The sequence below is a fragment of the Nostoc sp. KVJ20 genome, from assembly GCF_001712795.1.
In the GTDB taxonomy this organism is placed as follows: Bacteria; Cyanobacteriota; Cyanobacteriia; order Cyanobacteriales; family Nostocaceae; genus Nostoc.
Genome location: NZ_KV757641.1, coordinates 1 through 15,335, shown reverse-complemented (window position 1 = coordinate 15,335; position 15,335 = coordinate 1). Strand labels below are relative to the sequence as shown.

At 39.7% G+C, this 15,335-nt stretch carries 10 protein-coding genes; 7 read left to right on the top strand and 3 right to left on the bottom strand.

The features are described from left to right. Window positions 1-3,013: calcium-binding protein (locus A4S05_RS20965; RefSeq protein WP_141699767.1), on the bottom strand; the 3,013-nt coding region annotated here is incomplete at its 3' end. A 259-nt stretch (window positions 3,014-3,272) separates the two neighbouring features. Here A4S05_RS20965 and A4S05_RS44245 point away from each other — a divergent pair. From A4S05_RS44245 to A4S05_RS41785, 5 genes are all read left to right on the top strand, one after another. Next, entirely contained in the window at window positions 3,273-3,359 is an 87-nt protein-coding gene (locus tag A4S05_RS44245) for a pentapeptide repeat-containing protein (protein ID WP_370684471.1), read from the top strand. A 527-nt stretch (window positions 3,360-3,886) separates the two neighbouring features. After that, a complete protein-coding gene (locus A4S05_RS20960; RefSeq protein WP_069071733.1) occupies window positions 3,887-5,179 on the top strand; it encodes an ABC transporter permease in 1,293 nt (430 codons plus the stop codon). Between the two features lie 46 nt (window positions 5,180-5,225). Next, on the top strand, window positions 5,226-5,636 hold the full coding sequence (locus tag A4S05_RS20955; RefSeq protein WP_069071734.1) for a hypothetical protein: 411 nt from the start codon (window positions 5,226-5,228) through the stop codon (window positions 5,634-5,636). A gap of 328 nt (window positions 5,637-5,964) precedes the next feature. Beyond that, a complete protein-coding gene (locus tag A4S05_RS20950) occupies window positions 5,965-6,339 on the top strand; it encodes a hypothetical protein (protein WP_069071732.1) in 375 nt (124 codons plus the stop codon). 53 nt (window positions 6,340-6,392) lie between these two features. Continuing rightward, window positions 6,393-6,554, top strand: coding sequence for a hypothetical protein (locus A4S05_RS41785; RefSeq protein ID WP_176727056.1), 162 nt, complete (start codon window positions 6,393-6,395; stop codon window positions 6,552-6,554). A gap of 80 nt (window positions 6,555-6,634) precedes the next feature. Here A4S05_RS41785 and A4S05_RS20945 read toward each other — a convergent pair whose 3' ends face one another. Then, window positions 6,635-7,165, bottom strand: coding sequence for a hypothetical protein (locus A4S05_RS20945; protein ID WP_069071731.1), 531 nt, complete (start codon window positions 7,163-7,165; stop codon window positions 6,635-6,637). A gap of 48 nt (window positions 7,166-7,213) precedes the next feature. Between A4S05_RS20945 and A4S05_RS20940 the strand changes: the two genes are divergently transcribed. Further along, entirely contained in the window at window positions 7,214-12,193 is a 4,980-nt protein-coding gene (locus tag A4S05_RS20940) for a hypothetical protein (protein ID WP_176727055.1), read from the top strand. A gap of 240 nt (window positions 12,194-12,433) precedes the next feature. After that, window positions 12,434-13,246, top strand: coding sequence for a tetratricopeptide repeat protein (locus A4S05_RS20930; RefSeq protein WP_256091060.1), 813 nt, complete (start codon window positions 12,434-12,436; stop codon window positions 13,244-13,246). 427 nt (window positions 13,247-13,673) lie between these two features. On the opposite strand, the gene A4S05_RS20925 is transcribed toward A4S05_RS20930, so the two are convergent. After that, on the bottom strand, window positions 13,674-14,876 hold the full coding sequence (locus A4S05_RS20925) for a DUF7453 family protein (protein WP_069071728.1): 1,203 nt from the start codon (window positions 14,874-14,876) through the stop codon (window positions 13,674-13,676). Between the last annotated feature and the right edge of the window lie 459 nt (window positions 14,877-15,335).

Sequence of the window (15,335 nt, the reverse complement as noted above, 5' to 3'; positions counted from 1 at the left end):
TATCGTTACCTGCCTCACCATCAAGAGAATCGTTTCCAGTTCCTCCAAACAGAATGTCTATTCCAGCACCGCCAAATAAGCGATCATCATCTTCGCCCCCATCAAGGATGTCATCTTCAGAATCACCATACAAGCTATCTCGACCAAGATTACCCAAAATATAATCATTCCCACTGCCACCTCTCAAGGTGTCATCGCCTGCACGCCCCTGGAGGTTATCTTTGTCATTATTACCACTGATGGAGTCATTACCTGATCCTCCATAAATGATGTCATTGCCATTTCCCCCAGAGAGGATCGCAGGGCTAAGAATACCCTCTGCTAGAATAATTCTGTCGTTGTTCTCACCACTATTAGCACTAATCCTCTGGATGTTGTTATAGTCCTGAGTGAACTGTAATCCAGAAACCTGTAGATTCTCATTCCCAGCAATTCCGTCTTTGTGTTTAACAGTAAATGCTTCTGCGATATCTGTAAGGTTCTCAACCTTTCGCTCCGATGCCCTTGAACCAACATTCAACATCAATGTTCCATTACTCAAAGTTGCTAATTGCAACCCATCTGGTACTTTCTTACCCCAATTAAATTCAGCTAGTGTAATCTCACCGAGATCGAATCTTTTTGTATATTCCAAAGGCCAGATACCACCAGAAACATAGGCGAAGATCCCAGCCGTGACTTCTCCCTTAGCCTCAAATAAATCTTTAGGATTATTGAGCAGAGTTTTAAATTCACTAAAGCGAACCTTATTATCATCATTAGGATCATTTAAGTCAAAATCAAACTTCCCATAAATCCCTCCTCCTGCCCCAGCTCTCGCAATCACTGCATTTAACTCAGCAGATGCTTCCAATCCCATCGTGAATCCTACTTCTGGGGTAGTGGGATCGCTGACAAAAAAGCCATTAAATATATCACTTTGATCCCTAGATAACTCATAATCTTGCAGGCCTTGGGTATCATAACCAAAGCCTAAATCAATAAAAGCACCAATCTCACCATTAAGCCTAATCCCAACCGGAGGTACAGCCCATATAGGAAAAAATTGCTCATAATTTAAGCTGAAATCTAACCGAGGCAATTTATAAGTAAATAGATCAACATTTTTACCTAAGAGAAGTCCAAAGGCTGCACTAGAATCAGTCAGTATCGGTATAGATAATCCACCCCCAGGCATATTTCTCAAGCGATCAATGAAACTTTTTGCTTGAGAATCATTACTTAGTTCAGTATCTAAATTAGAAGTACTACTGACTTGAGGAATAATGCTAGTTGTACTAAATTCAGGTGTCCTAATATCCTGAGTACCGAAATTAAAACTACCTAGATTAATAGAAAGACTGCTAGAGGGAACGTTGTTAATCAAACGTCCCAATTCTGCAATGGACTCAATAAAGTCTTGATCTGAGCTATCAATTTGCCCAAGGCTTCTAGCAATGTCTAAAACACTAAATTTAGTAAAACCAAGATCATATTCTTTAGTGAGAAAATCTAGAACAGGTAGGATCGGTTCAGTAATAGTTTTGATTTTGTCCAAAATAGGATTTATATAACTTGTTAGGAACAGACCCAAATCCAATTTGACGTTGTTAAAGGCTATTGTCGGAGTAGAACCAAAATTCTGAACACTACCAGGAACAATTTTCTGTCCATTGAAGTTCCAATTTAAATTGAAATCGGAACTGAATGAAGGGAGTACAGTCGTTTGAGAAAATGCTGTTTTCAAATCTAAATTAATATTTGCAGAACCAGAAAATTGAGTCTCAATAAAATTATTAAAATTAACTGATGGTATTTCTGATAGGTGTAGCTTACCATCGTTATCCCGCAGATCAATAGTAAATTGACCACTAAATTTTGACCCTGAATCTTTAGCACTGAAATTTAAAAGTCCAAGTTTAGCTGTAGTATCTAAGCTTGGAAGTGTTGTGTCTAATTCCGCTGAAAGTTCGTTTAAGGTATCTGTTCTAAAATAAAAGCCACTGGTTTTATTGACTCCGAATTTAAGATTAAACTTATAACCCAACCTTGATTGAGATGAGCCATTCAGTGTTAAACCTAACCCTGGTAGCCCTAATTTAGTATCCAGATCCACATTAAAGATATTGGTATTACTTGCCCGTCCTAACCACACATCAAACTCAAGATTATCCGCTGTTTCATTAAAAGTTATATTTTGCAATAAAACATTTGCTTCAGAGGCTCCCAAAGCATTGGTCAAAGCTTGCTGAATTGAAATAGCTGATAATGAACCAGCTTTCTGCAAACTAGATTGAATGAAGCTACGAAGGACATACAAAAATTGTGTCTCACTATTACTTTGTAATTGGGTCCCTACTAAAGGTAAATACGCCCCAAAAACCTGGTTATTGACCCCTTCTTGTAGCTTCAACAGCAATTTATCTAGCCCTGTAATCACCTCATCTAGATTCGTGCCTATATATGTAGTTGATTGCTCTATTATGATGGATTGACCATGAATGACAACCACTGTTGTATCATCCTCGCTATTAAAGCTAGCTAACTCTGCAAAACTTATTGCTTGCTTTTGAACAAAGGCAGAGAATAAGCCTCCTTCATCTCCGGGAGTATCTATCTCATTAAGTTGCGAGTCTACAAAGTGACCAAATTCTTCAAGCAGAACATTGACAATTCTACCTACATCTCCTTGATGATTTATGATAAATTCCTGTGATAGATAAATTTTATTCGTAGCCGCCGCAAAAGCTCCATTAGCCCCATTGATATCTGCTACATGGCAAATTTCTATCTCAGGAAAATCACTGAAATCATTTGCTGACCATGCCGTTCTCAATGAGTCAACGTTAGCCTCCTCGCCAAAAGCGATCGCCATCTTTTGACCAAAATCAGGCTCGCTAGCAAAACTCTGTAAATTCCTTTGTGCTACAAGTAGAGCTTGTTCTAAAGCAGTTAACTCTTTGGAGTCAAGGATTGAAGAGATTGAAGAATACTCTACAATTGAGTTTCTTGCTGATAACCGTGCTTTATTCATCTTTTAAGTAGTCTTATTTACAGGTAGGACGAGGGGTGACGCAGATTTATTCGCTATAACTAGTCTTCTAAAGACTCTAACTGCTAAGTATAAAGTTTGACAATAGTAAAAGGTCAAAAAAGTCAGATATTATTGATTTTTTTACATAAACTTTTTCAAGAAACAAAACTTATGATGTCCATGTTTATGTATAACTATTGCTGTAGTTGTACATAAACATAGACATCATAAGAATTTTAATTGTCAAGACCTACAAGGTGTGAATCCAGAAGGAGTTAACTTAGCCGATGCCAGCTTCATTACTACAGACCTTAGTGAAGCCAACTTACAAAACGCAGATTCATAAACCAAGCTCATACAAACCCAATTAAACGAGCTGATTTTACAGGTGCAACTCTCGCTGGAACCTGCATTGAGGACTAAGCATTACCACTTAGAGTAAGTTTGACGACGCAAAGTATTGGTATATGTATATGCACTTACCTACAAAAAATAACTTGAGCAGAGAAGGACTGGGCGTTGGATACCAGTTGTCAGATTGAGGGGCAAAGGAATTGGTCGATTAATAATCTTCGCTCTGATCTGCGATATAAGCACAAAATGCTCTATCTCCCAAAAGGATATCGAATGGATTAAGAAACTGGTATAAATTTCTGGCTAATTTAATATCATGCGTATTCAGAACATCCTAGAGCGGTAAAACTTGCTAGAGTAGATTTTTAATGATTGAAATAGGCGTAAATAGGTAAACCAAAATTTTCAATAATAACGAATTTACTAGGTTTAAGTTTTTGCTCTAGCTAGTTTTGCCACGCTAGGTTTTTTCTAGATGAGGCGACATCCGGGCTAGACCCAGGAACAGAATTACAAATCATGTCGATGCTGCGTTCTTTATCTGATGCAGGTAGTACCGTAGTCTTGATTACCCATGCTACTAAGAATGTAGCGATCGCAGATCAAGTAGTTTTCCTGGCTAAAGGTGGACGACTGGCATACGTAGGGCCGCCCAAGTTGGCATTAGACTATTTCCAAGTACAAGATTTTGATGCAATCTATCATAAAGTAGAGCATCAACTCTCACCGCAGCAATGGGAAGAACGCTTCAAGTCTTCAGGTTATTATAAGAAATTTATTAGCGAGCGCTTGCTCTCATTACCACAACAGAACCAAGCACCCGCGCCAGTTAAACCCAATTTGAGACAGCAGCTTGTGGTATTGTGCCAACGCAATCTGTCGATTCTGCTCAAGAATAAATTGAGCTTGGCATTGATGCTGCTGGGAGCGCCGATTCTGGGTTCACTCAATTTTGTGTTGTGGAAACCCGACTTGTTCAGTACCAAAACAGGGAATGCAGGGCAAGCCATTTCCACGCTGTTCGTTGTAGTGGTGATGGCGATTATGTCGGGTTCGCTGGCCACAATGCCGGAAATAGCTAAAGAAAGACCAATTTACAAAAGAGAAAGAAGTGTTGGCTTGGGACTGTCCCCCTATCTTATATCTAAGTTGGTCGTAGCATTTGTACTAGCTATGTACCAATCGGCAGTATTACTATACCTGATGTTAGCAGCCGTTGAGATTCCTGGTGCTGATACTAATACAGGAGCAATGTACTTTACCCTGTTTTTAGCGTCGTTTGGCAGCATGGTATTGGGTTTGATTGTCAGTGCGATCGCTCCCAATCCTAGCGTTGCTCCCTTAATGATACTCATCGTGTTAGTATTCCAAATCGTCTTCGGTGGGGGGATACAACCAACAGAAAACTTAAATACTAACCCTAATGCTAAAGCGGTTAGCGAATTAATGCTATCAAAATACTCATTTGAAAATTTAGTATCACTTTCAAGAATGGGTGCAGATGTGGCTGATGATTTTTGTTGGCAGAAAGGAGAAAGCCGAAGAAAAAAACTCCCCGCCCTCTTGATAGCTCAATGTAACTGCTATAACAAAAATGTTTTTACTAAGTGTGATTTTCCGGGTTTGGGAAAAATAAAAAGAACCTCGTCACTGAATAATGATTTGTTAAAAGCTAATCTGCTAATTCAAAGTATTTTAGATGGATATGAGAGGGTATTATATAATGATGTATCCCGAAATAATTGGAATTTAATTTATTTGATTGGCGGGATGATCTGGATATTATTCATGATTCTGTTTTTGAAGGGTTAGCAGTAAAAGTTTCTAGATGATTCCAGAAGAGTTGGTGTATTTTGACATGGCTGAAACAACACATTTGCAGATACAAGAATTATCACGATTTGCCCAAGAGCAAGACTTCAATCAGCAATATAGACAGTATTTCGGGGATGTCTGGGACGAAGTTGGAGTTAGAGATATCTCCAAAATGACCATCCAAGATGCCGAGCAAACCTTGAAGGTACTAGCTGATAGTGAAGCATCTCCCCAATTTATAAAAAGCTTATTGGCACAAGCAGCAATTGATGGTGCTACACCGCAGGTTTTGGAGTATTTCTTGAGTAGTGACATTGACGGCTATGGGCGGACTCTGGCGACTGTTATTTTTCAGGATGGGACGAACCCGTTGCAGCCAGATACACCCCAAGCACCACCCAATGCACAGGTTTTATCTCCATCTCCAACTGAAGATTTGGACTGGGAAATATAGCATATATTCTCAAACTTTACTAGCAACCTGAGCTTTGATTTTTTCAGTACTCAAGTTGCTAGTTCTTTTTTGAAAGCATATTTAAACTTCTTAAGTTAGATACGAGTTCCATTTTTCAAAAAGCACACTAGTAGTCTGCCAACCCCAAAATGCGCTTGTGAGGGCTGGGTAAAGGGAAAAGGGGAAAGGTTAAGGGATTTAAACCCTTTCCCCCTTCCCCCTTCCCCTTAAAAGAGCCAAGTTTCCTTGGCGAACTACTAGGGTGTAATTGACTTATCAATTGCACCTGTTCCCTCAACTAACTCCTAAATCAAGTGAGGACATATTTATGACTTTATTAGGTATTGATAGACCTTTAGATGCAACCCAAGTAAAACTGTGGGATGAGCGCGATTTATCTACAAGCGATCGCCGCCGGGAGCATCTAGAAATTCTCCTGTGCCAAAAAGTCCAAAAAGGAGAAGACCCTGCCTTATGCGAACAAGTTTTGAATTATCTGTACTTCTCCATATATCAACAGAAGCTCAATCGCATTGCTGTCCAAAAGGAGAAAGAAAAGTCGGTCTTTGCATCCGTACAGCAAGTGATTATTACGTCCTTTGCCATTCTAGGAATGTTTGCGTTCCTTGCCGCCGCTTCCAACAAGTCAGTTTTGCGCTCGTCTGGGGTAATCCCTCCAACTATAGAACGGCAAGCCAATTAAGCAAACAATTCGCTTTTTCGCCCAGCAGACAACGGAAGACCAACTGAAAGTATATGTGGGCTGAAGTAGTCAGAGAACACTCGGCATTCAATTCACTGCACATATTAATCATTACACCCTTTGCCATTTTAGGAATGATTGCCTTTTTTAACGGGGCGTTTCGCTCTGCCAAACCATCGGCTGCTGCTAACCTGCCTGCTGTTCAAGCTGATTAAAAGGATGTCACTAAAAAGCTGAAAGCGCTGTTTTATAATGCTTTCAGCTTATATTACCACTCGCTCTGCTTAGGGTGAGGTTAATATGCTGTGTCCTTGTCGAAAGGTAGACTGTCAACATCCTCAAAGTTACGCAGGTCTTGCTCCATCTGCTGCCGACGTTGAACGTATGTTCTGCTAGCGCCAATCCTTTCTTGCATTTCCTGTTGACCGAAATTGATGCCCATTTCAGCGTGTTTGGCTGATACTCGATTGTAGTTATCGACATCAATTTTCTTACGCCGTTCCATTTCCTCTAACCATCCAAGGCTTATACCTTTTTTAAGCTCAGATTCAAAGTATTCCTGTTTAAGAGAACCGTCAGGGTTAAACTGTGTTTTCTCTGTTGGGGTGAAAAAGTCGTATGCCGTGTAGACAGGCCAAGGTTCTGGGTCGGTTTCGTCCAAGTGCTTCCACTCGTCATATTCTTCTTTCAATCTACGAGCATAGTCATCGACTGCTGCTGGGTTTGAGCCGGTAGATATTTTTTGTTGCCTTACTTCATCTTTTAATGTTCCATCTGAATTGAATTCTTTACGGTTCATATTTATCCAGCGTTTTATTCTTGACATGATTAATCCCTCACAAGATTGGTAAACATTTAACTAACTCAAAGTCTTATGACTCTTCAATTTAAACACTTTGACACGAGAATAAACCAATGGATTCATGATGACGGAGACAAGAATAATCCTGATTCAATTTTAACTGAAAACATAGATAATACCCTATTGGAATCATATTTTCCAGGCAAAGAGTTTTCTTTCGGACATATCGATGAATATAGTAAACCAGAGGATTTACAAAATCATCCAGAAGGACATATTCTTTTATTATCTTCTAAAACCAGACTTCTTTATGGCTCTCCAGAATGTTTAGAAGTAATTGATAAATTATGTCCCGATAGAAAAGATAGAGGTGCTTATGGGTCAATTTTTCTAGGTGGTTGTAAAAATTCCATTAATGAAAAATTAAATATTTTAATTGTGAATGATATTACAGGAGAGAATGGAGGATTTATTAAAGATGAGGATGCTTTCAAGTTAGTGGGCGATTGTTATGGACAGATATCAACTCAACTTTATGACCGTTTGACCCAAACAGAGCAACAACAAAATAAAGATTATCATGTTATTCAGCATCGCTTTGGTTGGACAGAAACTGATGGAGAAGATAACCAATATCGTTTTGGCAAAGGGACTTTACGACCATATAAGTTAGATAAAGTAGAATATTTAGACACCAAGATTAAATCCAAAATTGACTTAATCATTCCCATATCCAGTTTTAAAGGTACAGACAAGGATAACCCTAATGGTGTTAGTAAACCCCAAATTAAACCAGGATTATATCAGCAAAAAATCTGGTTAGGTGAAAAATCGCAGTCAGAGCGAGGTCAGACAGCCATATCACAACTGTTGGCATCATTTCCTCAAGGGATCAAAGATTTCGCTGAGGAGCTAGAGGCACAGGCTCAAAAGCTAGCCGAAAATCAGGATGACCCAAGGATTGTTGCACAACTTTACTGTGAAAAATACGAAAAGCGTAAGGCTTTGACTGAATCACAGAAAGCATCTTTATCAAAGCAAATTACTGAGCAAGCTGGTGATGGCTCATTAGCTAAACAATTAGAACTAGTGACATCGAATGATGCTGATGGAGAATATGAGATAATCGATGAAAATAATGAATCACCGAAAGATGATTTGTTGATGTATAAGCTCATAAAGGCTGATTTAGTTGGGGGACATAATCAGCTTTTAGAAACTGAAAAAATTAAACAAGAACTGAGTAGGTTTGTCCAAAGCGAGTGGAGAGATATAGCATTTGGGAGAACTTTAATATTTGACCGAGGAATGATTATCCCATCTAAAGAACTGAAAAATGGTGAAATCTGTGTTCCTTGGATGGATGATGGTGAAAAGGTTCTTAATTTTCGTTCTCCATTCCTCAACTCTAATGGTTTATGTGTATCCACTAATAAACTTGTTGATGATAGATTAGCCCCAGATGGGGTAAATCTTAAAGGCATTATAGTAGTCAATGATGAAGATCATAAACGCATTTTCGCAAGGCTTAAAGCCAATGAAGTTGCGCCAATTGAAACCGAATCAGAACGGCAAGCGCGAGATTTTGACGGTGACTGTATTGGTGTGGCGCTGGCTAGTAAATACCCTAACTTCACGGCCGAAGCCGAGTACAGAAACCAACCCCAGAATGCTTATATTCCGACAGTCAAACTTAAAAAACAATCATTTTATTTGGAAAATGGAACCCAGCCGCCATTTGAAGAAATAGCTATCCACATGAGTGATAGCATCAGCGTGGGCATAATCAACAATCAAGTGACAGCACTGGAGGCATTAGAATCGGAAATTGAGGTACTTAAAACTTATGGTACCTTAGAACAGCAATCAACTTATTTAGACCAAGTATCTAAGCGCTATCAAAGTTTATTTGAACAGGAACATGGCGAGAAGCCCAAACCAATTAGAGCAGAGTACAAGCCTTTCATGCAATCTGTTGTAGCTCTAGCAGAGAATCCTAACAGAACAAGAGAGATTATTCAGCAGGCGATGGATGCTAATCAGCTGATGTACCGAGAAATGATTGGTGAGGGATGTTATCAAAACCAAATAGCGGTTGATTTATTCAAAAGTGCTAAAAAACCTGAAATGGATAAAATCCGGGAAAACAGCCGCTACTTGTATCGTGATGTTAATTATATTAAAGATAAAAAGTCGCGTTCAGCTTATTTAAACTCTGGCATTACTCCCACTGGTTACTCCCCTGTAGAATTATTAATTAATCAAACTAACAAATATTTCCAACAATCAGAATTAGAATCGCGCCCCATCGTCCAGTTTAAAGACTTGTTCCAAGGAGTAGAATTTACACCACAGCAAAAATTTGCAGCGATCGCCGCCAAGTACGAGTTTGATCTGAAGTTCAACGCTGCGGTTCGTGCCTCAAGGCGGCGAGAAACAGAGTCTGGCCCTAGCGCAATTGTTCAAACGGATTCAGGAACGCAACTCGAAATTACCAATCTCACCCGTGAGGGGCATCCCTTAATCTGGAAAGCCCAGACGTTGAACATTCGCCTAGATGAGATTAAATTCACAAACAGTGAACGCCCACATAAATTATTAGCAGTTGCACAGATAGATGGCGAGGTTGGGGAAAATGGAAAACCCGCCTACCGCAACCTGGGGACAGTTAGCCAACAATCGGTGACTGACCACAACCTCAAATCGGGGATGACCATGCAGGGAGCTAAACTCCTAGAACTAAAACCAGAACTTACTAGAAGCCAAACTAAATTACTTTTCGACAAGGCACAAGAGGCGGCTCTCGCATTTTATGCGAAGATCCCAGAGTCAGAAAAACTTGCTCTATCCGCCGCCGCTTGGAACATCTGTGCATCCCGCCAAGATGAACTTGAAGTTGCAAGAAAAGAAAACGCAAACCCACAAGCGATCGCTAAAAAAGTCTCTAATTTTGCTTTCGCTGCTTTCCCCAATGAAATTATCTCCCGCCTGGAGCAACTGCAATTTACCGAACCGAAGTTAGTCACACTTTTGAATGAGGCAAATCAATTTTTGGGTAGAAAGTGGAACCCAGACGAAAAGCACCCGATAGAAATCAGAGCTTCTCACCATCCACCAGGACATGAACGCCACGTTTCCAGGCTGTTGTTTGTCTGCGATACTGACGGCGAATATAAGGAATTCGCCATGCTCGAAACCAGGACTGGAATGTTACCTATTGGCACAAAGGGACAAGCTAGTTTCGTTGGCGTGGAACCCGCGACTGCCAAAGCAACTATTGGACTACCAGGAAACGAGCCGGTTGAAATTACTATCCGTGAACTCAAGAACTTCTCTTATGCAGGACTTGTTTTTAACACCGAATCGGTCAACTTAGAATTTGGCACTGTGCCAGTGACTGACAAAACAGTAAAAATTAAAATTGATGCTTTGACTTTGGGTGAGTTAGACAGTGATTCTGTCCAACAGTTAAAACAAATTGATTACCTGAAAAGTGGTAATCCTCTAAAATTAAAGCTCAAGTCAATTTCTGAAACTGGAGATCAAGCTTTTGTGCTGGGTGAGTCTCCCAATGGGAATCTCCTCAAAATTAATAAAATTAACTTTTATGATTTTTCTGGTCAGACATTCAATGATCAAGATTATCGAAAACTGACTATTGAAACCTCAGCTTCTAAAACTAGAGATGCTGTATTTTTCAATGGTGAACCCCTGGGAGTATTGCACTTCAAAAAAGATAAAGACGCGCTCAGACAACTTGGATTGCTCAAAACCGGAAAACTTACACTCGCGCCTGCAATCGTTGAAAGTAATTTTTCTGTTATTTGCGCTCAAATAGACCCTAATACCGTTGAATATCCCCAGAGGTGGACGAAGGAATTTCAGGCTTTTGGGACTCAATCAGTTAATCCTCAACAACAAGAGATGATTGAGAGTAGTGCGAATATTCTACATCAGATTAAAGAGCGCCCTACTTTCTTATTTTCGACAGAATCAAACAAAAAACTTGGAGTCATGGGCTTGGCTGTTGACAACCAGAAAGCTGATACTGTGACAAAATGGTTAACTGCTCAAAATGTTAAATTCTCGCTTGCCCCAACAGAAGATGTTATAAGGGAAACTAAGAAAGGTCTAGCCGTATTTAACTTGGTTGATAGCTCCATCCCTGCCAAAACTTTAGAGAGCATGGCCAAGAAATTTGGGGCTGTGATTGAAACGGATAGTGAGTATCAACAAAGGGTTAATTCCCTCGCCACACGACCGCAGTTTTTGAAACCTCCATCTCAATCAGCACAATCTCCGCCTCAACAAAGCGCTCAATTCCACCCAAACCAAGAGGTTCAAAATCTCGCCGTCGCCTCTTTTGTCATCAAAGGCAAACCGATTCCGATGAACTACCCTTTAATGATGCATGGTGAGCCGAACCCACTACCTGTAAATACTTGCATTGATGCCATGCGCGGATATGGCAGAACTCATACCACCAGAGCTTATCAACCATACAAACAGTATGGGTTTAAGGAAGGGGATATTGCTCTGGCGACAGGCATTGATAAGCAAGTCGCCTTTCGAGTCGGTAAGCAGTATCAAATCACACCCTCTATGATTGCTGACCCCGTTTATCAACAGCAGTGGGCTGATATGGAAAAGCACTCACCCAAAGCATTACCAGAACTGTTTACCGAAAAACAGCAGGTCTGGGGACTACATCTTGAACCCTTGGGGGATTATGTGGAGGGTTTTATAGTCCCGTTTCCTGAACCACAAAATAGAGCCGCACTTGAAGCAACAGTCCAAACTCAATCAGTTACTATTGATGACTTGAGAAATTGGTATAATGCCGCAGATAAGTTAGGGAAGTCGGAAAATTACAAAAAACGCATTGTAGAAGTGGCTTATGGGTTTAAAGCTGGTGAGCAATTATCAGCCGAAGCATTGACAGTAATGAATAAAGATAAATTTGAACTTGAAGCCATCAGTCGGCTCATTCAAATTGCTCAAAGGATTGGCATGGTCTGGGGTAAGTCTGATGAAAATGGTACTCAAGTTTAAGGAAAAATTTATGACTTGGCTTTCAATACCCAGCAGAGGGATTTAACTATTTCGCAGAAAAATGGAGAGGTAATTTTAAACTTGCAATCGGGTCAGGTGCAGACTAATAAACTAACTCCACAGATATTGCAAACTTTTGAGGATGCGAATAGTCAGATAGATAAAATTTTAGCGCAAAATAAAAGTCAAGGACTAGAAATACACAGATAAATTAACTTAGTCGGTCAAAGATCCGAGTTGATGAATATTTCAGCAATTATAAATCACAATAGAAAATATGTGGTGAAATTAATGGAAGAGATTGATGTAGAACAAGGGCAACTGTGGTATGAAAAAGGATTGGAACATCTCAAATCAGGAAACTTATCTGGAGTAATGGAGTGCTTCAGAAATGCACTTTATTTCTATCCTAATTTTGCGGAAGTTCACAATACTATAGGAATGATTCAGTTTCAAATCGAAAAATATGAAGGTGCGATTCAACTTTTTGATAACGCATTAGCAATGAATCCTAACTTTGCTGAAGCTTATAATAATCGGGGACTAGCTCGATCAAAAATCTGTCATAAATCAGAATTCCCCAAGGTGATTGAAGATTACACTAAAGCCATCGCCCTGAATCCAAATTTAGTCCAAGCTTATTTAAATCGGGCTGATACGTATAAAAATCTAACTGGTGATAATCCAGCAGCTATCTTAGATTACAATCAAGTAATTTCACTTGACCCAAACTGTTTATCAGCTTATATAAATAGGGCGAATATTTGTTTTTTATCTGGGGAATTAGAAAAATCCCTCTTTGATTTAGAAAAAGTATTATCTCTAGATGCTGATTGTGCAGAAGCATACTGTGGACGAGGGACAGTCAGATTCCATCTGGGCAATATTGAGGGCGCTAAAAAAGATTTATTTAAAGCTTTTGGTTTGTATGAGGCGCGAGGGAATATGATTTGTTGTGCTTTTACTCGAAGTTTGATTATGGAGCTTTTTCGGGATCATGAAGTTTACAAAGATTTGTTTGGGGTTGGAAGTAGGATAAGCAAACAATTGTAGATTGCCGATTGTAGATTTGAGATTGACTGCACCCACAAGGGATGCAGCTTGAGGATTTGAGATTGACGATTTTAGATTTATTCCGCCCACAATATGCTGGGCTTGTACCAAAAACAAACAATAAAGCAATCTGCGATCTTCAATCTGTAATCTTCTCGGTCAAATCGTAAAAGTAGCCACTTTTGTCAAGTGGCTACAAATTTCATCCAATAATCTGAATCACAGCAGTTAAATTTGACGGTGCTTGAAATGAATACCCGCTTATTAAGCACAAAACTTACTAATTCTTGTGGACTTAAAAGCTTATTCTTCGATCCCAATTGTTCAGAAGAGTGGATGTTAAGTGGGCTGCTTACGTGGTCTACTGGGTTTTCGTGGAGCTTTGCAACGGACGAGTGCTTTTAGTTTTTGGAGAGCCAAAAGCTGTTTATTTTGTTGTTATTTGTTGTTTGAGATTGCTTTTAAGGGCTAGACCTGTACCTAAAGTGCCTAGAGCTAGTAAACCCAATATAGAAGTCGATTCAGGAACTGATGTCGAGACTGGATCGGCACGGAAAACAACATTTCTCGAAATATTATTACTATCTGTAATCGTAGCAAAGAATGAAATTTGACCTAAATTATTGAGACCCCCATTAAAAAAAAGATTGGTTACAGTACCGTCCAAAAGAGAGTCACCTATGCCAATTACCTTATCTGCAATCGGGTCTGAACCTGTAAAGATGCCATCAGCAAAAGCATTTGCTGCCCCATTCTCTAAAGTTGCATTGAAAGCTACTTGATTATTGTCATTAATTTGGGGTCTAGAAAAGCTACTAAAAGAGCTACTGGTATTGGCAACAGTGGTAATTTTTTCACCGTTGCCTATAAAGATTCCGTCTTCCCCATTGTCTAAACGACCCTCAAATATAACATCGTTTCTGTTATTAATAGAAGTCTCAAAAAATCCACCAGAGAAAAGACTAGTATCATCAGCGATAGTAGTAATTAACCCATTTTGAATGGTGAACACGCCTTGCCCTCCATCTTTTAACGAAGCTGTAAAAGCCACTACATTATTGTCGTTAATTGCAGGAGGTTGGTCGAAAAACCTAAATTGCCCACTAGTGTCTACAACAGTGGTTAAAGAACCACCACTACCAGTAACAATTACAGGGCTGTCGAAGCCATTAAAAAGCGTGAAAACTAATGTATTATTGTTATTAAATGCATTGGCTGATAAATTTGTAGTAAACAAACCATCGCTTGGTGTAGCAACAGTTATAACTGTCTCACCGTTACTTATAAAAAGACCTTCTTGAGGTTCACTAGCAATATTTGCGAAGGCTACCGTACCACTGTTGTTAATTGCTACACCGTTAATAGCGTATCGTGGATCGGGGCCGACAACCGGGCTAATTGCTCCACCGTTGCCAGTGAAGATACCTGCACCTGAAGGTGTGATGGCACCAAAAGCTACCGTGCTATTATCATTTATAGGGCCACCTCCAACATCAAAAAAGTTTTTGTTGTCAGCTTCGGCAATTTTTGTAAAAGTAAATGTGCCTGCATATACCGATTTAACTTCTATGGCTATTAGACTGAGAAATATACTGGCTATAGCAGTTAAAAACCTTGGGTAAGTATTCATGGCAATCTCACTTTATTACATTATCCTGTTGACTGCATAATTATCTCATCTTACGTCAATGCCGAATCCGCAGTGCTTGTTGTCTAATTAGAAGAATTTTCTACCTTTGCGTGCAAGCCATTACTTAATATTCACGATGTCATTGTTGCTTTACCCTACTGTAGTAGAGGTTTATCTAAACTACTGCTACAGAAGGCTAAGGAAATCGCGTTCGCTGAAGGGCTGCTGCAAAGTTACGCTAGAGGTACTGGAAGGAAACCATGTTGCTCAGTTAGAATACAATGCGTGCGGATGCCGAATCATCGTAATTTTTAATCAGGCGGGAAGTGTTGTTAAAACCACGCTTACCCAAGACCTGGACTACCACAAAAGTACAATTGGGTCATCGTGTTCTGCTCATTGACATCGACCCTTAACCCAGGTTAGTGCTTCTGACAGGCGTTGTTGCATGAATAGAGA